Here is a 23,091-nt window from a genome sequence, read left to right as displayed (position 1 = left end):
GCGTTTGGAACAAATAAGAAAAAGAGGTAAGTTATAGTTTTTTAGACTAAGCGGGATAACGCACTTGCCGGTAAGCCTATTTCGCCTGAAAACCGGGTCGAATTCATTTCGTATGCCAGGTTTTCATATAACCGTTTTTTCGGCGTCGCGGTCGCGGTAGGCCAGCCAATAGCGCACGGCGGCCTTGGCCAGCGCGCGGGTCGGGTCAATGCTGATAGCCAGCCAAGGCGAGCGCATGGCCGCCAGCGCCGGCGGCACCTCGGAACAGGCCAGCACCAGCCGCTCGGCGCCGCGTTTGGCCAACGCGTCGGCCAAACGGGCAAATCCTTCGCCGCCCTGGCGCAAGTCACCCCGTTTTACCGCGTAACAACCCGGCACGAACCATTCCTTCATTTCCGCCGCCCGTGGTATCAGCGTTTCAATGCCCAGTTCAGCGAAACGCGGCTGAAAAAGAGTGGCGTCCAGGGTACCCTGAGTGGCGATGAGTCCCACCCGGTTAACCGTCTGCCGGCGTAATTCCTCCGTCGCGGCATCAGCGATATGGAGAATTGGCGCCCGGCTGGCTTGCGCTAATTGCGGATACCAATAGTGGGCGGTATTACAAGGTATCAGGACGCGGCTGACGTCCATCCGGTTCAATTGCGCCAGCCCTAGCTGCAATTGCGCCAGCGGCGAAGGCCCGGCGCCCGCCAGCGCCAGTTGCCTGTCGGGTACCTGCGGCACATTCCAAACCACCACCGGAGCATGCAGTTGATCGCGGCTGGCCGGCGTTTCCTCGATAATTTTTTGCAGCAGGTCCACGGTGGCCAGTGGTCCCATACCGCCCAATATCCCCAGCAGGAATCCTCCCATCAGCGGTTATGCCCTTGCAGGATCTGGCGATAGCCGAATAGCCCGGCCGTGCCGCCGGTATGCACAAATACCACGTTTTCATCTTTGCCGAACCGGCCTTGGCGAATCAGATCGATAAGCCCCGCCATACCCTTGCCGGTGTAAACCGGATCAAGCAAAATACCTTCCAGCCGGGCGGTCAGCCGCAGGGCTTCAAGCGTGCCTTCCGTGGGCAATCCGTAGCCCTCGCCCACATAATCGCCGTTGACGGCCACTTTTTCCCGCGGCAGTTCACCGCGGGCGCCAAGCAGCCGCCAGGTGGCCACCGCCAGGGCATAGACATTTTCCTCCTGTTTGGCCTGTGGCGCCCGCACGCTAATGCCCAATACCGGAATGCCGCTGTTGCTGGCGTTCAGCCCGGCCACCAGGCCAGCCTGGGTGCCGGTACTGCCGGTGGCATGCACCACCTGATCGATGCGCAGCCGTTGGCACCCGGACTGATAAAGCAATTCTTCGGCGCAGGCCACGTAACCGAGCGCGCCGATGGGATTGGACCCGCCGCCAGGGATGACATAAGGGCGATGCCCTTGCTCGCGCAGGGAGGCGGCCAGGTTTTCCATGGCCTGTTGCATATCGCTGCCCGCCGGCAGGTGATCGACTACTACGCCACCGAGCAAGTCGTCCAGCAAGACATTGCCGGAACGTTGGTAGTCTTCGCCGAACCGCGCCACCCGCTTTTCCAGCAGAATCTGAGTTTTGAGTCCGATTTTCGCCGCGCCGGCCACGGTTTGGCGCACATGGTTGGATTGGGTGGCCCCTTGGGTTATCACCCTATCCGCGCCCTGGCGCACGGCATCGGCCAGCAAAAACTCCAGTTTGCGGGTTTTATTGCCGCCCGTGGCCAAGCCGGTACAATCGTCGCGTTTGATATACAGCTGCGGACCGCCGAGATAGCGGCTGAGATTGCGCAAGGGCTCCAGTGGGGTAGGAAAATGTCCCAGCGAGATCCGGGGGAAACGGGCCAAATGCATAAGGAACTCCAATCAATAGGTTGAAAAGACCAGGGTCTTTCAAGGTCAGTGGCCGATGGCGCGAGCCGACGTGTTTTCCAACGCCGCCAATTGCCGCCAACTGGTTTCATCAATAACGATTCCGGTGGCCAATCGTTGCCGGTAATGCCGCGCTTCCACATCGCCGGGCAGCAGCAGGTCGCCGTCGGGACGTGAACCGCGTACCCATTCCAGTAAACCGGAAATCTCCCGCTGATAGCTGTCCGCGCCGCCCAGTTTCGCCGGGTCGATAAATATGGATAACATGCTGTTCAGAATGCGCTGCTTATCACGGTTGTCATGGCGTTCAGTCAATCCGCCGGTCAACGCCGCGCCCAATAACGAGCACACGACCGACAGGCCGGACCCTTTGTGCTGGCCGAAAGGCAACAGGGCGCCGAACGGCGCTTCCATTAACCAGCGGGGATCCACCGCCGGTTGCCCGCGATCGTCAACGATGCAGCCCGGTTCCAGTTGCCGGCCGGCGTTCCAGGCGATCCGCGCCTTGTTGCCGGCGATAATGCTGGTGGCGAAATCCAGGATCAGCGGATGCGGGGCGCCGCGGACCGGGACGCCGATACAAAAAGGGTTGGTGCCAAGCCGCGGCGTTCGCCCTTGCCAGGGAACTACCGGCGAGCGACTGTTGACATTGGCGAAATGAAGGGAAACCAGGCCGGCCTCGGCGGCCTGCTCCGCCCAGGCGCCGATGCGGCCGAGGTGATGGGCATTGGCCAAGCCCACGATGGCCGCGCCGTTGAACCGGGCCCGTTCAATGCCTTGCGCCACCGCCTGCCGGCCGACCACTTGTCCGAACCCTTGTTGGCCATCAAAAGACAACAGCGCGCCGGCATCCAGGGTTAATACCGCATCGGCATGGGGATGCAGTCCACCCTCGCCCATGGCGTCAATATAACGCGGCAACATACTGACGCCATGGGAATCATGACCTTTAAGGCAGGATTCCACCAGATTGTCCGCCACTTGCCGGGCGATATCCGCCTTAATATTCCTATCGGTCAGACGGGCGGCCACATATTGACGTAAAAAATGATGCTGAAAAACCGGCACTGGCATTCCTCCCCATGAAATTGCCAGCACTATAGCGCTAATGAATGTAACGCCAAAAGATAAGTATTTGCTAAGCAAAACTGAAATATCGCTATACTCGTCATACCGCAGGTTGCCTGTTTGTTGGCTGCGATGCAATTCGACGTATTGCGCGTATAAACGCGCCCTACTGCATATTGTTTTTGTCAGCCACGAGGTAACCGGATACTTAACGTTATCCTTAGAAAGTATTTGGATATTATTTTCTAAAAATTATCTAATAATTTAATTCTAATATATTCCAAAAAACACTTTACCGAATAGCCCAGTCTCTCCTTAAGATAGCAAAAATTTCTTTTGGCTTGACATCAGGAAAAACCATGAACGCATTGCCACGACAAACAGGCGGTATTATCGCGCTTGGATTATTATTGGCCATCGGCCAATTGGCCGGCGCCGGACAGGCCCGGGCCGAAGGCACCATCAGCATCGCCCAGCAGTTCGGTATCGGCTATCTCATATTGGACGTGGTCCAGGACAGACATCTTATTGAGAAGCACGGCAAAGCGGAAGGACTGGACATCAAGGTCAATTGGCACAAAATGTCCGGCGCCACCGCCATGAATGAGGCCCTGCTGACGGGTTCGCTGGATGTGGTGTCCGCCGGCGTACCGCCGGCCCTCACGGTATGGGACCGCACGCGGGGCAAACAGAATGTCAGGGCCATCGCGTCGCTCGGCTCTATGCCGAACTATCTGCTCAGTAATAATCCGGCGGTCAAAAGTATCAAGGATTTGACTGATAAGGACCGCATCGCGGTGCCGGCCGCGGGAGTGGGTTTTCAGTCCCGCACGTTACAGATTGAAACCGCCCGTTTGTATGGCAATGCCGATTATAAGCGTTTTGATGATATCACCCTCAGTCTGCCCCATCCAGACGCCACGGCGGCGTTAATTTCCGGCGGTTCGGTGATCACGGCGCATTTTTCCAGTCCGCCGTACCAATATCAGGCATTGGAACATGCCAATATTCATAAAATTCTCAGTTCCTATGATGTGTTGGGCGGTCAGGCGACATTTAATCTGCTTTATACCACCCAGAAATTTCACGACCAGAATCCGAAAACCTATAAAGCTTTTTTCGATGCGCTGGCCGATGCCGCCAATATTATCAAGGACGATAAACATGCGGCGGCGCAAACCTATATCCGGGTGGAAAAATCCCACCTGCCCTTGGCGCTGGTGGAAAAAATCCTCAATGATCCGCAAAACGATTTCACCATTACCCCGCAGAGAACATTTATTTACGCCGAGAAACTTTATGACTTGGGCGTGTTGAAAAACCGGGCCGCATCCTGGAAAGATTATTTCTTTCCGGAAGCCTATGCGCTGCCGGGCAGTTAATGGCGCAATGGCGGAGGAGAGAACAGTATGATGACTAACATTATCCCATCGGCCGCGGCCACGCCTTTGTTGCGGGTGCGTTCAGTGAATCTGGAGTATCGCGGCCCGCAAGGGGTGACTCGCGCCACGCACCAGGTCAGTTTTGATGTCTATCGCGCAGATCGTTTTGTCCTGTTGGGACCTTCCGGCTGCGGCAAATCCAGCCTGCTCAAGGCTGTCGGCGGTTTTTTACCGACCGCGGACGGCCGCATCGAATTGGAAGGCCGCGCCCTGACTGAGCCAGGTCCCGATCGCGTGATGGTTTTTCAGGAGTTCGATCAACTGCCGCCCTGGAAAACCGTATTGGCGAATGTGATGTTTCCGTTGATAGCCAGCGGCAAGGCCCGGCGGGCGGAAGCCCGGGAACACGCCCGCCACTTCCTGGACAAAGTGGGCCTGGCGGATTTCGCCGACGCTTACCCCCATACATTGTCCGGCGGCATGAAACAGCGGGTGGCCATCGCCCGGGCGCTGGCCATGCAACCTAAGGTGTTGTTGATGGACGAACCTTTCGCCGCCCTTGACGCCCTGACCCGGCGCAAAATGCAAGAAGAACTGCTAACGCTTTGGCAAGACGCGCGATTTACCTTATTGTTCGTTACCCATTCCATCGAGGAAGCCCTGGCGATAGGCAACCGGATATTGTTGTTGTCGCCGCATCCCGGCCGGGTCCGGGCGGAAATCAACAGCCATCAATACGGCATCAATGATTTTGGCGGCCACGCATTCCAGCACGCCGCCCTACGCATTCATGCTTTGCTGTTCGGCGCCGAGCGGCAGGACACGCTAACGCCGCCCCCCGCCGACGATGTCCGCTCGCGCTTTCGGGTGGTGGGAAAATGAAAACCGGGCAAGGAGAAAGCGCGATGAACATACTGCCGCCGGTGCGCCCGGAAGTCCTCTATGAGTTGCCGCCACTGGATGATCAGAGGCTGGAAAAGCCGCTGCCAACAACCAGCCGCCTGTGGAACCGATCTTGGCTGCGCAAGTCGGTTATCCTGCTGGTCTTGCTGGCGTTATGGGAAATTGCCGCCCGCTGGCAGAACAATGCCTTGCTATTGCCCGGATTTATCCAGACCGCGCGGGCTTTCCTGCAAGATACGGTCAGCGGTGAATTGCCGACCAAAATCGGTTTTTCCCTCGGCACGCTGATAAAAGGTTATCTTATCGGCACGACATTGGCGCTGGTTCTGAGCGCACTGGCGGTTTCATCCCGTATCGGCCGCGATGCGCTCAGTACGCTGACATCCATGTTCAACCCTTTGCCCGCCATCGCCCTGCTGCCGCTTTCACTGTTATGGTTCGGGTTGGGAGAGAACAGTCTGATATTTGTCCTGGCGCATTCGGTGATGTGGCCGATGGCGCTAAACACCTATTCCGGTTTTCTCGGCGTATCCGATACGTTGCGCATGACCGGACGTAATTACCATTTACGAGGAGTCCGTTTTGTCTGGCATATCCTGGTTCCCGCCGCCCTGCCCTCGATCATTTCCGGCCTCAAAATCGGCTGGGCGTTCGCCTGGCGAACCCTGATCGCCGCCGAACTGGTGTTCGGCGCATCCAGCGGCACCGGCGGATTGGGCTGGTACATTTTTCAGAACCGTAATGAGTTATTCACTGATCGGGTTTTTGCCGGTCTTATTTCGGTGATCGTGATAGGGTTGTTGATGGAGGGGTTGATTTTCACCTCCTTGGAGCGCGTCACCGTGAAACGCTGGGGTATGCAGAAATAACGCCTGCCGCCGGCTCCGGACAAGAGGAAATCACGTGATTGTCGTAAAAGCGCCGCAACACTACCTGAACGAAACGGGACTGCTCTATCGCATCGGCGAATATGTGGCGCCGATCGCCCGCGAAGGCGTCATGATCATTACCAGCCCCCGGGCGTGGCAAACGGCCCGACAGGCAATCGATAACAGCTTTGGCGCGAAACGGATCCGCTATCGGCGTTATTTCCTGCAAGGCGAATGCACCGCTCATACTATCGCTGCATTCGCCGGACGGGCCGACGCCGATAATGCCGCGCTGATTATCGGCGTCGGCGGCGGCAAAGTGCTGGACACCGCCAAGGGCGTGGCGGAATCCAGCGGCCGGCGGCCGCTTATCACCGTGCCCACCATCGCCGCGACCTGTGCCGCCTGGTCGCCTATTACCGTGCTTTACAGCGATACCGGCGCCCATTTGCATTCCATGGCCCTTGAACGAACGCCGGACTGGGTTCTGGTGGATAGCGCAATCATCGCTGCCGCGCCGGTGCGCTATCTCAAAGCCGGAATAGTGGACGCATTGGCGAAATGGTTTGAATTCGAGCCGTATCTGCGGGCCAAGGACGACAGTCTCTCGCTTGTTCTCAAAGCGCAAGCCGCCAGGCTGGCGCTGGATATTATCGAGCAACATGCTAAAGATGCCCTTGATGCCAATGAACACGGCCGGGTCACGCCGGCGTTGCTAAAAACGGTGGATGCGGTTATCGCCTTGGCCGGGATGGCCAATAGCATGCGGGACGAGTTTCCGCGAATAGGCGTCGCGCACGCCATTCATAACAGCCTGACCCGCCAGTCTGACTTACGGGGATTTCTGCATGGGGAACTGGTGGGTTTCGGATTGGCGGTACAATCCCGTCTGGATGACGCCGACGCGCCGTCACAATTAAAACTGCTGTCCTTGCTAGCCGATTTTTCCATGCCGGTAACGCTGGCGGGGTTGGGGATCAGGGAAGAGCGTGAATCCCGGGCGCAAACCCTCGCCCGTGAGGTAAAAATTCCCCCGGCCGTTGCCGCCCGGCTGCCCTTTCCACTCGATGCCGGGCGCATCATGCGGGCCATTCTCGCCAATGACGGCCAACCCGGGGGCGCCGCCACACAAGCGGCGCCCCCGGGTAAGTCCGGCATTATTGCTGGGGCAGATACGCGTTAGTGTAATATTGGGACGGCGGCAGGGCCTGTTTCACGATGCCTAGCGCGGTGACCGCTTGTAACAAATCGCTCCAGGCCTGATCGGTTAACTTCAGTTGATTGTCGTCCGGCGCGCCCAGTACCGCCATGGTATCCTGCCATTGCCGCTTGACGAAGTCGGCGTCGTAGGACTTGCTGTATTGCTTGGCGAAAGCGGCGATAGCCTCATCCGGATGGGCGATGGCATAGCGGATGCTCTTGCTGGTGGCGCGCATGAACGCCTTTGCCAGTTCCGGATGCTTATCCAGCCAACGCTGATTGCCGGCAAACATGAAAATCGGCGTATCCGGTACGCCATGGGCTATGGCGGGGATGAATTCCGGCTGCTCCTTGCCGACCACCGCCAGTTCGGTACCTTCGGCGTTGGTAATGCCGGTGGTGGCGTCAACCCGGTTTTGCAGCAGTAACGGCACGGTGTCATCGGCGGCCGCCACCATCTGGACATCGTTTAATGTCATGCCGGCGCTTTTGAGCATCAGCGAAAGCTGCGCCTTGGTCCAGGCGTCGTTATAGATGCCGATTTTTTTGCCTTTCAACTGCGCCACCGTCAACGGATGACCCTGCGGGGTGAAAATGCCCCAGTTGTTGCCGGTGCCGTACCGGCCAATGGCGATGACCGGGGCGCCCTGTTCCTTGGCGAAAATGATATCCATCACTGTGGTGAAGGCCAGATCCGCCCGACCGGTGCCGAGGAATTTCATCGTATCCGCCACCGTCGGCGGCGCGACGATGTTGAGATCGATGCCTTCATCAAGATAGAAACCCTTGGCTTTGCCCAACGTCCAGGGGATCCAGAACCCGTCGGCCACCGGCCATTCCTGTACGAAAGTGACTTTGACCGGCGGTGTCGCCGCCCGGGCTGGCGACACCGCGAGGGACGCCGCCATGATGACACCTACGGCGACCAATACGCCGGCCAGCCACGCCTTTTTCAACCCTGTTCTGTCATTCATGATCCGTTTCCCTTTTGCCAAGTCAATGACCCGCCGATGAGTGGACGCCGCCTTTCCTTCCGGTCCTTCCGGTCCTTCCGGTCCTTCCGGTCCTTCCGGTCCTTCCGGCAAGCCTGCGCGCCGCTTTATACTCGTCATACTTCACGTTGCCTCTTTGTTGGCCGCGCTCACTTGCCGCCGCGATGCAACGCGACGTATTCAGAGTATAGAACTCGCGGGACAGGCCACGACATCATCCTTGGCGGGACCACGTTGCCCACGGGCCGGGAAACGTAGGCTGATCTGTTATCAGAACTGGTAGACCATGCCCAGCGCCAGGATATTTTCGCGATGAATGTCGGCGGCTCTAGAGAAATTATTCTCCTTTAATAGATTAATCTGGTAGTCAACATAAGCCAGCATATTTTTGTTGAAATTATAGCTGGCGCTGATATCGATGTATTTGCGCAGATCCTGGCTGCCGTAATCGCCAAGACGGTTGCCGCGGGCCAGAACATACGCCAGGGTGGGACGCAAACCGAAATCGAACAGATACTGGGCGACGAATTCGAGGTTGCGCGCCCGGCTGGCGAACCCATGGATATGATCTTCACTGGCTGCGTCGCCAAAGCGCATCAGGTTATAGCTTTGGGTATACATCATGGCCAGATACACGGCTTCATGATCGTACTTCAGCGCGCCGGAATAGGCATTGGCCCTGTCGCCGCCGCCATAAGCCAGATTGCGCTGCCCCTCGGTGCGTTTGCTGGTACTGAAGGCGCCGGCGACGCTGACCCGGTCGGAAAGCTTATAGGATGCCGACATGCCGAAGCCGTCGCCATTGGCCGCCATGACATCGCGGCCCTTGCCCCGTTTGCCTTCGGTATTCTTGCCCTGATACTGGACGGCGAAGTCCAAGCCTTCCACCTGGCCGAAAAATCCCCGGTTGCGGTAGGTGGCCAGACCGTTGCCGCGATTGGACATCATATCGTCGACGCCGTAGGTATCGCCGCCCAGCTCCGGCAGCATATCGGTCCAGGACATCACGTCATAGAGAATGCCGAAATTGCGGCCATAGTCGAAGGAGCCGTACTGGCCGTAACGCAGTCCCACATACCCCAGCAAGGTGGAATTGCCCTTGTTCTTGCTTTCGTCCTCGGTTCTGTTCAGTTCGGCCTGGTGCTGCCATCGACCATAGCCGGTCAGTTGGTCATTGATCTGCGTTTCGCCCTGGAAACCGAAACGCATATAGGATTGATCGCCGTCGGCCTGCTTATTGTCAGAAAAATAATGCACACCGACAATACTGCCGGAGAAATCCAACTTATTGCCGTTTTTATTATAGATTTCGGCCGCGTCGGCCATGGAGGACATAAAAAAAGCCGGCATCGCGATTGAAAGAAGACGTAGTTTCATTTTTCCCTCTGGAATTATTTTTCCATTATCGATAAAGCGTCAACGAAGATGGCGTCACCGACCACCCATGAATTTACCATGACGATAAGTTCGCCAAACCCTGTTTCCATTAGCCGATAAATTATTATAATTATATGATTTAATTGAATATTTGTATTTTAAATTTATTGTTCATTAATCAAAGCCACCGAACTGTATCAATTGAAAATGAGCGAATGATATTATTTTATGGATAGAAACATGAATTGCCGCATGGACCCCAGGGCATAATACATTCCCGTCAACGGATAGTAGAGTCAGAAACTTAAACCAAGCCGCAATCGAAAAGATATTAATGCCGGATTATGGTTAAAGGCGGGGCTGGCGATAAAACAGAACGGAAGGGACGGGAGGGAAATAATACAAAAACGGGCAACATCGCTGTTGCCCGCAGAGTATCCGTTGAAGGAATTAGAACTGGTAAACCAAGCCGAGGGCGACAACATCGTCGGTGTTGATGCCGGCCGCCTTGCTAAACTGGCTGCTATCGATCAGGTTGATCTTGTAGTCAACATAGGTCGATATGTTCTTGTTGAAGTAGTAAGTGGCGCCCAGGTCGACAAACTTGACCAGGTCCTGATTGTTATAGGTATTGCCATCGCCGGCGGCGCCGATGTTTTCGGCACGGGTTTGGTTATACCCAACGAACGGCACCAGGCCGAAATCGAAGGTATAACCCGCATAAGCTTCGAAGGATTGCGCCTTGTTGGCATAACCGTAAACATCGCTATCACTGGAGCCGAAAGGCGCCGCGTTATAGGACTGAGTGAATTCCGCCGCCACGTAGATATTGTTGGCGTTGTATTTCAGGCCGCCGGTGTAACCTTCCGCGTTGTCGCCGCGTCCGGAGATACCCGCATTGTTGAGGCCGTTTTGTTCGTCAGTGCGTTTGGAATTAAAGAACGCGCCGCCGACGGACAAGCCCCAGCCGATATCATAGCTCAGCGACATCCCGTAGCCGTCGCCATTCTGGCCCAATACATCGCGGCCGTTGACGTTTTCTTCCGGGCTGCCGTTCTGGCCCTGGTACTGGACAGCGAAGTTCAGACCATCCACCAGGCCGAAAAAGTTCTTGTTACGATAGGTGGCGACGCCGGTGGCGCGGCCGAACATGAACTGATCGGCACCATAGGTGGAGCCGTCGAATTCCGGCTGCATGTCGGTCCACGACGTGATGTCGTAGAGGATACCGTCGTTACGTCCATAATCGAATGAACCGTAATCGCCGTATTTCAAACCGGCGAAGGCATACCGGGTGTGGTTGCCGTCTTGCGCGTCGCTGCCGCCCTCGGTATGGTTGGCCTGGATCTGGTATTCCCAATCGCCGTAGCCGGTCAGTTGGTCATTGATCTGGGTTTGGCCCTTGAAGCCGATACGGGCGTAGGTCTGATCGCCATCCTGAGAATTGTTATCGGAGAAATAATGCAACCCGTGGAGAGATCCGAACAAATCCAACTGATTACCGTCTTTGTTATAGACTTCCGCAGCACCCGCTGTACCAGCCACTAACAATGCTGGAATCACCAGGGCTAGAACCTGTAGTTTCATCTTCTTGTCCTCAGTGTATTTATTATCTTTGGCCACTATTTTGCTTTGAGTGTTGTATCATTAGGTGTAAATCTGATACGCGATCTTATTTTGCTAGAAATGGAAATATATACTAGCGTAAAAATGATACCAATTGGCCTACAGTGTTTCAAATTGCAAATTTAGTATTTTAAAATGTAACAGGCATGGAACTTACTTGATATTCACCACACCATAATAAATAAAACTTTGAGGTAGATCTTGTTTTGGGTAATCAAAAAACTCGCTTAAAATCATATATTTATATTTATAATAAAAATAGCACAATGTGGCAAAAAACATTATTTTTTTGTACTATCATTTAATAGCTATCATCATTAAATTGTCATTATTACTCTCATTTGATTTTAAAAAATCTGTTAGCCGGCCTTGTGCCGGCTTTTTTACGCGCTAGAAATGATTATGAACTGATAAAGAAGATAATATGGATTGAATAAGAATTAAACATGACAAGATGTTAATGGCGGATTCAGTGTATTTCTAAATTAACATTTATTAATTAAATTATTAAAAAAATGAATATATTTTCCACACAATAGGTACATTCTTAAAATTCATTTGAAGCCAGGTCTTTGCAAACACGGTTTAGTTAATTACCGTTATTAACGTTTCTCCAGGCCGCTCGTCGCGGGCCGGCCTTACCAGTCATCGTCCTTCGTCGCGAGTCGTGTTACACTCGGAAAACCTGATACATTTCCAATTGCGGACGCGGCCAACACCGCTGCAGCGTGAAAGAGGCAGGGTAATTACCCAAAAACTTTCGCGTTGCAGCAAGGCGGCAAGTCCGCGAGTCCCCAGGAGCTTAGCTGACTAAGTGACTGGGGCGAGTGGGCGCGGCCAACACCGCTGCAGCGTGAAAGAGGCAGGGTAAGGGAGGGAAACCATGCAGCAAGACCCCATATTCGACATCATCTGGGACCGTTTACAGCAGTCGACGTTTCGCGCCAAATTCCATCTCAACCAGAAAGATCGGGCCTATTTGCGCGCCAAGGGGTTACCGGTCATTTTATCCCATGCCCGGGATTTTATCGCCGCCCGCCTCTCGCCGGCCCTCCCCCCAAGAGACGGTAAGCAGACGCCCTGGCGGGGGCATCCGGTGTTTGTCGCCCAACACGCCACGGCCACCTGCTGTCGCGGTTGCCTGGAAAAATGGCACGGTATCGCCCGGGGGCAGGCTCTGACCCCAGCGCAGCAGGAATATATACTACAATTTATCGCGCTCTGGTTACGCCGGCGGGGCGACGACGAAACGCCCTGATTGACGGCACATTCGTGACGACTCGGTTGTTTATCTGTCCCGTTGCGACGACGGGGCCTTGTTTTTTCCAGGCGGGGGAGTTGCCGCAAGCATTATGACAGAGACGCTGAATCCGGAACGCCATGCGGCCCTGCCGGTGCGTATCGCCACCAGAATCATTTTTTTCATCGCCGGTTTCGGCATGTCGTCCTGGGCGCCGTTGGTGCCCTTTGCCAAGCAGCGCCTGGGCGCCAATGACGCCTCGCTGGGCATGCTGCTGCTTTGTCTGGGCGTCGGCTCCCTGCTGGCATTGCCGCTGGCGGCGCCCATGGCGGGCCGTTTAGGCTGTAAACCGCTTCTGGTGGGATCCGCGGTTATCATGGTGTTGGTTCTGCCCACCCTGGCCATTATCGACAGGCCGCTGCCATTGGGATTGGCCCTGCTGCTGTTCGGCATGGGGCTGGGCGCGATGGACATTACCATGAATATTCAGGCCGTCCAGGTGGAAAAAGCCAGCGGCCGGGCCATGATGTCCGGATTCCATGGATTTTACAGCATCGGCGGAATCAGCGGCGCAAGCCTGGTCAGCATACTGCTGGGGCTGGGGCTGAATCCGTTGTGGTCGGTGGTGGTCGTGGATCTGGTCTGTCTGGGACTGCTGTTGTATGCCGCCGGCGATTTTCTCGCCGAGCGCTCCATGGGCAAGAGGGGGCCGATCTTCGCTTTGCCGCGCGGCAAAGTGATGTTTATCGGCGCGTTATGTTTTATTCTCTTTATGACCGAAGGCGCGATGCTGGATTGGAGCGCCCTGTTTCTGACTTCGAGACGGGGGTTGGACAGCGCCTGGGGCGGATTGGGCTACGCGCTGTTTTCCATCGCCATGACGCTCGGTCGTCTGGGAGGCGACAGACTTATCAATGCCGTCGGCCGCTATCGCACGTTACTGGGAGGAAGCCTCTGCGCCTCGGCCGGGCTGGGCCTGGCTATCGCGGTGAACAATGCGTATATCACGCTGTCTTGTTTTCTGCTGGTGGGATTCGGCGCGGCGAATCTGGTGCCGCTGCTGTTCAGCGTGGCCGGCAGCCAGAAAGACATGCCGCCCGGCCAGGCCCTGGCGGCGATATCCTGTGTCGGCTACGCCGGTATTCTGGCCGGCCCGGCGCTGATTGGTTTTATCGCGCATCTCACCAGCCTGCCCGCCGCGATCGGCGGTATTGCGCTGTTACTCTTGCTGGTCGGCGCAAGCGCGCGTCACGCGACTCGGTAACCCTTACAAGGCGAAGCCTGCTCTATGCGAATCAAGAACATCAAATTGACCTCGGCGGCCCTGACCCGCAGCCTGTTATTACTGATCTGCCTGCTGTTATTGTCTCTGTGGTTGCTCGGTTTCCAAGCGGTCAATGCCTATCTTATTGAGAAAAAGCACAGTATGGCCGTGATTTCCGCCGGCTTGCAAAAACGTATCGATCGTTACCGGACCGTGGCGGATCAACTGTACGACTTGTCGGTCAGCCTCAATAACAGCGAATCCATGACCAATACCGCCCTTCCGCGGGAAGTCCGCCTGCGGCCCGATGTGTATTACGTCGACAAGGCGCATAAAAAAACCGATGCATTGATTTTCGGCGCTCACGACGCCAGTACCTTGCTATCAGCCGCCGCCATGTCGTCCTATCTCGATATTCTGTGGGGCGCGGAAAACAATCAATATTCCCTGTATTTTTTAAACGGCACCGATAACAGCCTGACGTTGATTTCGACCCAGCCGCTGCGCGACAGCGCCACCCGTTTCGAAGACAGCTATGTCAGCACGCTTATCAAGACCCGCCGGGCCGAGATGCTGCAACAAGCCAATATACTGGACCAGCGGGAAAGTTTTTCCCCGTTGCGCAAATACCGTTTTCAAAACGATTATTACTTCACTCAACGGATTATCTTTAACCAGCCCGGCCATCTGGCGACCATTATCGCCGCCGATTTGCCGGTCAACGATTTGATACCGTTGACGATGGCCCGCGCCGACTTCGCGCTGAGCACCGACGAAGCCGATTTGGACGTGGACAATAGCGATACGGACAGCGGCGATGATACCCAGGACGGTATGCAGCTTATCGGCAGCCAGATCAAAGGGTCGACGCTGTTCATCAACGCCCGTTTGCCCGATGCGCCCCTCAACCTGGTGTATCGCGTGCCGCTGACCAGCCTGACGGTGGACTTGCTGCGCAATAACCTATGGCCTATCGCCATCAATCTGTTGATGATCGCCTTATCGATGATTGGCATTTACCTGGTTCGCCAACATTTTCTGCGCCCGCGGGAAAATATGGCCCGAGCCTTGAAATCCCGGCAGATTCTCAGTGAAGAGGTCATCGCCAATTTACCATTGGGTTTGCTGGTGTACGACTTCGGCGCCAATAATCTGGTGGCCAGCAATAAAATCGCCGATCATCTGCTGCCCCACCTCAGTTTGCAAAAAATCGCCAATCTCGCGGAAAGTCATCAGGGTATCATCCAGGCCACGGTGAATAATGAAGTTTACGAAATCCGCATGTACAAAAGCCGCCTGTCCCCTGAAACCTATCTGTTCCAATTACTCGATCACGACAAAGAGGTTTTGGTTAATAAAAAATTGCAACAGGCCCAGCAGGAACTCAATAAAAATCATCAGGCCCGTCGGGCCATTTTGAGCAACCTGCAACATGAACTGGACGAGCCGTTACGGGAAATGACCGGACAGGTGGATGAATTGCTTTGCGCCGATGACGAACAAACGCGCCGCCATCTGCTTGCCTCCTTGAAGTTCGCCGCCGGGCAATTACGGGTTTTGTTCGATAATGTGCGCTGGCTGACCCAATTGGAATTACAGGATTGGCAACCGGAGCCGCAGGCGTTTTCCCTTTCCACGCTGGTGGAGGAATTGCTCGCGGAACGGCTGTCCGATATACGGATAAAGGGATTGAGCCTGTTTAACCATTTTCGTTTATCCTTGCAGAGGCAATATACCGGCGACGGCGCCGCGCTGAAAAAGATTCTTTCGCTGCTGCTGGACTACAGCATCATCAACACCGCCTACGGCAAAATCGTTTTGACCACGGAACAGGATCCGGTGCGGGCCGACACCGTGCTCATCAGTCTGGACGATACCGGCAGCGGAATCGACGCCAAGGAACTGGCGAACCTCCAGCAGCCGTTTATCCATCCGGTCCAGCGGGATACCTACCGGCGGGGATCGGGTCTGACCTGGTTTTTGTGCAATCATTTGTCCAAGAAAATGGGCGGCGGTCTGGAAATTCACAGCACGCCGGATATCGGGACCCGCTATCGACTGCGGCTGTTGTTGCCGGTTATGGATAGCGCCGGGGAGGGCGATGCCGGCGAGCAGGAGAAAATTCTGGCGGGCGTGCTGGCCTTGCTGGATATCGCCAATGATGAAGTTCACGTCATTGTCAGCGATATGCTGACGCAATGGGGCGCGGAGGTCCTGCATCCGGATGAGCACCTCCAGCCCCGTCAGCATGACCTGCTGTTCACCGATGATCCGTCGCGGCTGGAGGATTTCGCCGTTCTGTTGCAAGGGGATACGGTAGGCATCTCCCTGCTAACGCCCCGGCGGCTGGCGGTGAATTATAATCTCTGCGCGACGTTACTGGAGGCGGTGCTACAATTGATGGAGCTGCGACTGGAGCACGCCGAAAATACAGACGACGCCGCCCAGGAAACCCAAGGCGCTCAAGCGGATACGGTACCGCTGCTGACGGGCGATTATATCCCGCTCTTCGTCGAGACAGTACCGGATGACGTCAAGAGGCTGTATACTGAGGCCGAAAACGGTGATTTATCTGCTCTGGCCCAGACAGCGCATCGACTAAAAGGTGTCTTTGCCATGCTGAATCTGGTTCACGGTAAGCAATTATGCGAAATGCTGGAACAACACATAAAACTCGCTAACAGAGAAAATGATAATTCAAAAATCGGCCACGATATCCGCCAAATTGATGTTTTTGTCATTAAACTGCTACAGCATGCAAGGTAGTCAACTCTATGAATAATCTCAACGTCATCATTGCCGATGACCATCCGATCGTCCTGTTTGGGATTCGCAAATCACTGGAACAAATTGAATGGGTAAAAGTTGTCGGTGAATTTGAGGACTCTACGTCTCTCATCAATAGCCTCGGCAAACTGGACGCTAATGTTTTGGTGACCGACCTTTCAATGCCCGGCGAAAAATACGGCGACGGTATTACCCTGATTAAATATATCAAGCGCCATTATCCCCAGTTGGCCATCATTGTGCTGACGATGAATAACAACCCGGCCATTTTAAGCGCGGTGCTTGAACTGGATATTGATGGGATAGTGCTCAAACAGGGCGCGCCCACGGATTTGCCCAAAGCACTGGCATCGTTGCAAAAAGGCAAAAAATACACGCCCGATAGCGTGGCGAAACTGCTTGAGCGTATTAGCGCCGGCGGTTACGGCGACAAACGGCTTTCACCTAAGGAAAGCGAAGTGCTACGCCTGTTCGCCGAGGGGTTTCTGGTTACGGAGATCGCCAAAAAGCTCAATCGCAGCATCAAAACCATCAGCAGCCAGAAGAAATCGGCGATGCTGAAACTTGGCGTGGAAAATGATATCGCCCTGCTCAACTATCTCTCGTCGGTGAGCATGACGCCGGCCAATAAAGAATAATCGCACCGACCTGAGCGGGGATACCCGCTCACGGCCGCCGCGGCCCTGATACGGACGCGCTATCGCGTCGCCTGCAATAGATTGCGTCAGGATTGTGCTTGCGCCGTTTCCCGACGCTCCCTGACCTGGCGGCTGAACTGTTCCAGTACCGGCTGCAATATGGCCAGGGTCACCGGTTTCGATAAACAGCTGTCCATCCCCGCGTCAAGACAGCGCTGCTTTTCATCCGCCATGGCGTTGGCGGTGACGCCGATGACCGGCGTAGCGTTGCCTTGCCGGCGTAAACGGCGAGTGAATTCATAGCCGTCCATTCTGGGCATGTTGACATCGCTCAACACGATATCCGCCGGTTGCTTACCTAGATAATTGAGCGCATCGACGCCGTCGTTGGCGGTCGCTACCCGATACCCCAGCGATCCCAATTGATCCGCCAGCAAGCGACGATTGATGGGATGATCATCCACCACCAGAACCTGAATATCAAGATTCTCGCCGTTGACCGGCAGTACGGGGCCGACCAGCGCCGGCGCCGTCGGGGTGTGTTCGGGGCAATAAATTTTCCGCAAAATGGCCGGGAGCTCTTCGGCGAAGGCCGGACTCAGTTGCCAGGCGCCGGGCGCGGTTTCCATCGCCGGACCGATATGCTCAAGGGCGAAACGGATCCATGCCCGGTGTCGCGCATGGCCGGGAGGCGTATCCTCCCCGACAAGCACATCGTCGGCGGGAATGGCCAGACCGGTATAACGGCGCACGATAAAACCCCATGGCTCAAGTATCCGTCTTAAATGACATTCCAGGGCATTATTGCGTAGCGCCAGCCAGCAACCTTTGCCGCGGAACGCATCCACGGCCTCCCGGCGGGGATACACCGCTTGATAGAGCGGCAGACGGATGGTGAATTGGCTGCCCAGTCCGCTTTCGGACTCCACGGCGATATCCCCGTCCATCAAACTGACCAGTTTTTCGCATATGGCCAGCCCCAGGCCAGTGCCGTGAAATTGCTGTTGATCGCCGCCGCCCAATTGGACGAAGGGGTCGAACAGCTTTACCAATTCCCGTTGCTGTATGCCAACCCCGGTATCGCGAATGCAGATCTGCAAATAGCCGTCATGGCAATAAAGGCTGACGGTAATGCAACCGCTGCGGGTGAATTTAATGGCATTATTGAGGATATTGGACAGAACTTGCTGCAACCGCACCGGATCGCCGCGCAAACTTTCCGGCACGCCCGGATCGATAAAGCAGTACAATCCCAGACGCTTTTTCACCACCAGCGACAGATAATTGCCGGCGATATGGCTAATGACTTCCCGCGGCGAGTAACCGCGCGATTCAATTTTCAGTTGATCGGATTCAATCTTCGAGAAATCCAGGATATCGCTGATAATATTGAGCAACAGCGCCGAAGAATTGTTCATGGCCATGACCAGCCGATCGACCCCTTCCGGCAGCTCTTTGGTTTTCAGCAAATCCAGATTGCCGATAATACCATATAGCGGCGTGCGCAGCTCATGGCTGACGGTGGCCAGGAACATGGATTTCGCCTGGCTGGCCTGTTCCGCCGCCGCGGCCATTTCCTGTAGCGATTCCTCCATTTTCACCCGGGCGCTAATATCCACCAATACGCAGATGGCTACATTTTCGTTCAGGTAGCGCGAATGCACGAAACTGATTTGCAAGTTATTGTTATTACTGGTCATCACATCGACGAAATTGACCTGTTGACGGCAGATGATACGGATGATGCGTTCGCGATCCTCAAAGGTCAGCAAGCTTAAGTAATTATGCGCCAGTTCATTGCTGATCAGATTGGCGCCGTCGCTGATACGCAAGATACAGATGCCCACCGGCGCCGATGCGACGATTTTGCGATTGAATTGCTCGTTTTCCTCCAATTGCAGGGCATTTTTCTCCGCCGGCGCGAACATCTTGCGCTCAAATAGCCAGGTCAGCGTCAACAACAGCGCCGCCGAAAGAAAATTGAGCAACAGCGCATTGAGAAACGTCAGCTTGAAATTTTCCATGACGACCGATAGCGGCAACGAGTAAACGATACTGAGCGAGGTCGGCGTCAAGCTGCGTTTAAGCACCAGATCCTTGTACCCCTCGTTATAGCCGTAAAAACTGGCCGCTTCCGGATAGTCGGTCAACAGGGCCGCGCGCCGCTCTCCCTCTGAGAGGGTAATCACCGGGGCATTGTTTTGATCCAGCAGCGCGATACCCATGGGCAGGCTGCTGTTGGCGGCGAAATCCTCCAGCCGGACGCTCAGCTCAATGCCAAGCATGGCTTCCAGTTTGTTGGCCACATAGATGGGCGTCAGCGCGTAAAAGTAGCCGTCGCCGGAGCGGGCGCCCGGCACGACCCAATAGAGATCGTCCTCCGGATCGTTTTGCCGGGCGTTGCGGTATTTGAGCATTTGCTGTTGCAGGCTTTTGGGCAACGTGCTGCCGGCATTGCTGACATTGCGCAAGTTGAAATCCGCCATGCACAGATTTTCGCCATTGATATAAAAAACCCGATTAAGATCATAGCTATCGGAAAAACTGTCTTTCCAATAGCTGAGAAAATAACTGAGCGAATCCACCGCGCTGTGGTATTCGGCGTCGACGGCGCCACAGTCGCTGCCGGGGTTTAGCGGCAGGTATTGCGGGCGCGTGACGCGGCCGACAAGCAGGCCGTTTAGCGTGTCGAGGCTCGGTAAACCGGCGCTGAGCCGGTTTTCCGCCACGTACTTGATCTCGCGCATGATGGTGGCGGAACGGGTGAAATAGTTCTGTGCCTGGGCATAGATGGTATTGAACTCCTGGCGTAAATCGGATTCGCGCTGGTGCAGCAGGCTTATCATATAAAACGCCGACAGCAAAGCCCCCAGCGCCCAAAGCAGCAGCGCCAGCGTCCGGAACAAATAGCGGGAAATTTTTATGGTGGTGCGAAATGACGAAAAGTATTTCAAAACCGCACCCTCCCGGCGAATGCTGAATCGTAATGAATCTGGGTACGCCTCTGGCGATACACTACCGGCCCCGGATAAAAAAAGCCAGCGACATACGCTGGCATTGACCTCGCGGCGCCGGATGCGGCCCTATCGCCGCCGGCGTCCGTCTTCTCCCGCTGTCCGACCCGTCGCCGGCCGGGGACCGGAGGGCGGCGAGGGGCCGTGGGGACGGCCGCCGGGTTATCTGTCGGCGTCGTCTTCGTCGTCCATGTCGTCGATACCCCCGTCATCGATCTCCTCATCGATATCGTCACCGACGTCATCTTCCGGTTCGGGGAGACCGTCTTGTTCCGCCAGGGCTTTGACATCGACCAAATCTTCCTCGTCCACCGGTTCGGCCACCCGCTGCAATCCGACCACATGCTCGCCTTCCACGGTGCGGATAAGCGTCACGCCCTGGGTGTTGCGTCCGATGATACTGACCTCGGACACCCGGGTGCGCACCAACGTGCCGGCGTCGGTGATCATCATGATCTGATCGCTGTCCGCCACTTGCACCGCGCCGACCACTTGCCCGTTGCGTTCCGTCACTTTAATGGAAATAACGCCAAGGGTGGCCCGCGACTTGGTGGGATATTCGTTCTGGGCGGTGCGTTTGCCGAAGCCATGTTGCGTCACGGTCAGGATCGGTCCGTCGCCGCGCGGTATGATCAACGACACCACGCGATCGCCCTCGGCCAGATTGATGCCGCGCACGCCGGTTGCGGTGCGGCCCATGGAGCGAACCTGCTCCTCGGGGAAGCGCACCACCTTGCCGTAGGCGGAAAACAGCATGACCTCGCTTCGCCCGTCGGTCAGATCCACGCCAATCAGTTCATCCCCTTCGTTCAAATTGACGGCGATGATGCCGGCGCTGCGGGGGCGGCTGAATTCGGCAAGCGCGGTCTTTTTCACGGTACCGCTGGCGGTGGCCATGAAAACATGCCGTCCTTCCTCATACTCGCGCACCGGCAAAATGGCGGTGATACGCTCGTCCGGCTCCAGCGGCAGCAAATTGACAATCGGCCGACCGCGCGCGCCGCGACTGGCTTCCGGCAATTGGTAGACCTTCATCCAGTACAGGCGCCCGCGGCTGGAGAACAACAGGATGGTATCGTGGGTGTTGGCCACCAGCAGTCGCTCGATAAAATCCTCTTCCTTGATGCGGGCCGCCATCTTGCCCTTGCCGCCGCGGCGCTGCGCCTCATAGTCGGACAGCGGCTGGTACTTGACATAACCCTCGTGAGACAGGGTGACAACCACATCCTCCTGGTTGATCAAATCCTCGATATTGATATCGGACGTGTTCACGGTGATTTCAGTGCGGCGGGGATCGCTGTACAGCGCTTTCATGGCGGTCAGCTCTTCGCAAATCACCTCCATCAACCGCTCGGGGTTTTCCAGGATAATGATAAGCTCGGCGATCTGGGCCAGCAGTTCCTTATACTCGTCCAGCAGCTTTTCGTGCTCCAGCCCGGTCAGTTTCTGCAAGCGCAGATCAAGGATGGCCTGGGCCTGCTGCTCGGTCAGATAATAGCGTCCGTCATGAATGCCGTATTGATCCTCCAGCCATTCAGGCCGGGCCGCGTTGTCGCCGGCGCGCTCCAGCATGGCGGCCACCGAACCCAGCGCCCAGGATTGGGCGACCAGGGCGGATTTGGCCTCGGCCGGGGTGGGCGCGTTGCGGATGAGTTCGATAATCGGCTCGATGTTGGCCAGCGCCACCGCCAGCGCCTCGAGGATATGGGCGCGCTCGCGCGCTTTGCGCAGCTCGAAAATGGTCCGGCGGGTGACCACTTCGCGGCGGTGCCGGATGAAGGCGGCCAGGATATCCTTCAGCGTCAGTATCCTGGGTTGCCCCTCGTGCAGCGCCACCATATTGATGCCGAACGAGACTTGCAGCTGCGTCTGGGAATAGAGGTTATTCAGCACCACTTCGCCCACCGCGTCGCGCTTGATCTCGATGACGATGCGCATGCCCTCTTTATCGGATTCGTCGCGCAACGCGCTAATGCCCTCGATGCGCTTGTCCTTCACCAGCTCGGCGATTTTTTCAATCAGGCGGGCCTTGTTCACCTGATAGGGAATTTCATGCACCAGGATGGTTTCGCGGCCGTTTTTGGCGTCGGTTTCCACTTCCGCCCGGGCGCGAATCAAAATCTTGCCCCGGCCGGTGCGATACGCTTCCTCGATGCCGCGCCGGCCGTTGATAATGGCGGCGGTGGGAAAGTCCGGCCCCGGTATGTGCTCCATCAGGCCTTCGACGCTGATGTCGGGATCATGGATATAGGCCAGGCAGCCGTTGATGACTTCCGTCAGGTTATGGGGCGGGATATTGGTGGCCATCCCCACCGCGATGCCCGAAGAGCCGTTGACCAGCAAGTTGGGGATCTTGGTGGGCATGACGTCGGGGATTTGCTCGGTGCCGTCGTAGTTCGGCACATAATCCACCGTCTCCTTTTCCAGATCCGCCAGCAGTTCGTGGGCGATTTTCGCCATACGGACTTCGGTATAACGCATTGCCGCGGCGGAATCGCCGTCCACCGAGCCGAAGTTGCCCTGACCGTCCACCAGCATGTACCGCAACGAGAAAGGCTGCGCCATGCGCACGATGGTATCGTAGACCGCGGTATCCCCGTGGGGGTGATATTTACCGATGACGTCCCCGACCACGCGGGCCGATTTCTTGTAGGGTTTGTTCCAGTCGTTGCCGAGCACGCTCATGGCGTACAATACGCGGCGATGCACTGGTTTTAGTCCGTCCCGCACATCCGGCAGCGCACGTCCGACAATGACGGACATGGCGTAATCCAGATAAGAGCTTTTTAACTCTTCTTCGATGTTGACCGGTGTTATTTCTCTGGCTAGGTCACTCATTGAGCCGCTATCC

The 23,091-nt window shown here is 56.0% G+C and carries 16 protein-coding genes; 8 read left to right on the top strand and 8 right to left on the bottom strand.

The genetic code is table 11. From position 1 onward, the window contains the following. Positions 1-123: 123 nt before the first annotated feature. From cuyB to FCN80_RS16870, 3 genes are read right to left on the bottom strand one after another with little or no spacing between them, the layout of a single operon-like run. On the bottom strand, positions 124-852 hold the full coding sequence (gene cuyB / locus FCN80_RS16880) for a cysteate racemase (protein WP_136991341.1): 729 nt from the start codon (positions 850-852) through the stop codon (positions 124-126). Continuing rightward, positions 852-1,862, bottom strand: coding sequence for a D-cysteate sulfo-lyase (gene cuyA, locus FCN80_RS16875; protein WP_136991340.1), 1,011 nt, complete (start codon positions 1,860-1,862; stop codon positions 852-854). The genes cuyB and cuyA overlap by 1 nt, the downstream gene beginning before the upstream one ends. A gap of 45 nt (positions 1,863-1,907) precedes the next feature. Beyond that, positions 1,908-2,948 carry a malate/lactate/ureidoglycolate dehydrogenase gene (locus tag FCN80_RS16870; protein ID WP_136991339.1) on the bottom strand — a complete coding sequence of 347 codons (1,041 nt, stop codon included), beginning with the start codon at positions 2,946-2,948 and terminating at the stop codon, positions 1,908-1,910. A 359-nt stretch (positions 2,949-3,307) separates the two neighbouring features. On the opposite strand from FCN80_RS16870, the gene FCN80_RS16865 reads away from it, so the two are divergent. The 4 genes from FCN80_RS16865 to FCN80_RS16850 are packed head-to-tail and all read left to right on the top strand — an operon-like array spanning position 3,308 to position 7,285. Continuing rightward, positions 3,308-4,330 (top strand): ABC transporter substrate-binding protein, encoded by a 1,023-nt coding sequence (locus FCN80_RS16865; RefSeq protein ID WP_136991338.1) that lies wholly within the window; start codon positions 3,308-3,310, stop codon positions 4,328-4,330. A 30-nt stretch (positions 4,331-4,360) separates the two neighbouring features. After that, the gene (locus tag FCN80_RS16860; protein WP_136991351.1) at positions 4,361-5,212 is read left to right on the top strand and encodes an ABC transporter ATP-binding protein; all 852 of its coding nucleotides are present in this window, start codon (positions 4,361-4,363) and stop codon (positions 5,210-5,212) included. 23 nt (positions 5,213-5,235) lie between these two features. Continuing rightward, complete coding sequence (locus tag FCN80_RS16855; RefSeq protein ID WP_136991337.1) at positions 5,236-6,102, top strand: ABC transporter permease; 867 nt, start codon at positions 5,236-5,238, stop codon at positions 6,100-6,102. 34 nt (positions 6,103-6,136) lie between these two features. Then, positions 6,137-7,285, top strand: coding sequence for an iron-containing alcohol dehydrogenase family protein (locus FCN80_RS16850; protein ID WP_136991336.1), 1,149 nt, complete (start codon positions 6,137-6,139; stop codon positions 7,283-7,285). Here FCN80_RS16850 and FCN80_RS16845 read toward each other — a convergent pair. From FCN80_RS16845 to ompC (FCN80_RS16835), 3 genes are all read right to left on the bottom strand, one after another. Continuing rightward, complete coding sequence (locus tag FCN80_RS16845; RefSeq protein ID WP_230492725.1) at positions 7,260-8,414, bottom strand: ABC transporter substrate-binding protein; 1,155 nt, start codon at positions 8,412-8,414, stop codon at positions 7,260-7,262. The two genes, FCN80_RS16850 and FCN80_RS16845, sit on opposite strands and share 26 nt — an antisense overlap. Positions 8,415-8,564: 150 nt before the next feature. Beyond that, positions 8,565-9,671 carry a porin OmpC gene (ompC, locus tag FCN80_RS16840; protein ID WP_136991334.1) on the bottom strand — a complete coding sequence of 369 codons (1,107 nt, stop codon included), beginning with the start codon at positions 9,669-9,671 and terminating at the stop codon, positions 8,565-8,567. Between the two features lie 450 nt (positions 9,672-10,121). Continuing rightward, on the bottom strand, positions 10,122-11,258 hold the full coding sequence (gene ompC, locus FCN80_RS16835; protein ID WP_136991333.1) for a porin OmpC: 1,137 nt from the start codon (positions 11,256-11,258) through the stop codon (positions 10,122-10,124). Positions 11,259-12,180: 922 nt separating this feature from the next. On the opposite strand from ompC (FCN80_RS16835), the gene FCN80_RS16830 reads away from it, so the two are divergent. From FCN80_RS16830 to rcsB, 4 genes are all read left to right on the top strand, one after another. Continuing rightward, positions 12,181-12,555: a DUF4186 domain-containing protein gene (locus FCN80_RS16830; protein ID WP_136991332.1), complete on the top strand. Its 375-nt coding sequence runs from the start codon at positions 12,181-12,183 to the stop codon at positions 12,553-12,555. 94 nt (positions 12,556-12,649) lie between these two features. After that, the gene (locus tag FCN80_RS16825; RefSeq protein ID WP_136991331.1) at positions 12,650-13,801 is read left to right on the top strand and encodes an MFS transporter; all 1,152 of its coding nucleotides are present in this window, start codon (positions 12,650-12,652) and stop codon (positions 13,799-13,801) included. Positions 13,802-13,825: 24 nt separating this feature from the next. Further along, entirely contained in the window at positions 13,826-16,567 is a 2,742-nt protein-coding gene (gene rcsD, locus FCN80_RS16820; RefSeq protein ID WP_136991330.1) for a phosphotransferase RcsD, read from the top strand. Positions 16,568-16,575: 8 nt separating this feature from the next. Beyond that, the gene (rcsB, locus tag FCN80_RS16815; protein WP_136991329.1) at positions 16,576-17,226 is read left to right on the top strand and encodes a response regulator transcription factor RcsB; all 651 of its coding nucleotides are present in this window, start codon (positions 16,576-16,578) and stop codon (positions 17,224-17,226) included. Between the two features lie 86 nt (positions 17,227-17,312). On the opposite strand, the gene rcsC is transcribed toward rcsB, so the two are convergent. Both rcsC and gyrA read right to left on the bottom strand, forming a co-directional pair. Then, entirely contained in the window at positions 17,313-20,180 is a 2,868-nt protein-coding gene (gene rcsC / locus FCN80_RS16810; RefSeq protein ID WP_136991328.1) for a two-component system sensor histidine kinase RcsC, read from the bottom strand. Positions 20,181-20,402: 222 nt separating this feature from the next. After that, the gene (gene gyrA, locus FCN80_RS16805; protein ID WP_136991327.1) at positions 20,403-23,078 is read right to left on the bottom strand and encodes a DNA topoisomerase (ATP-hydrolyzing) subunit A; all 2,676 of its coding nucleotides are present in this window, start codon (positions 23,076-23,078) and stop codon (positions 20,403-20,405) included. Positions 23,079-23,091: the final 13 nt, after the last annotated feature.

The organism is Martelella alba, assembly GCF_005217455.1.
Lineage (GTDB): Bacteria > Pseudomonadota > Gammaproteobacteria > Enterobacterales > Enterobacteriaceae > Acerihabitans.
This window is presented reverse-complemented; position numbering and strand designations above follow the sequence as displayed.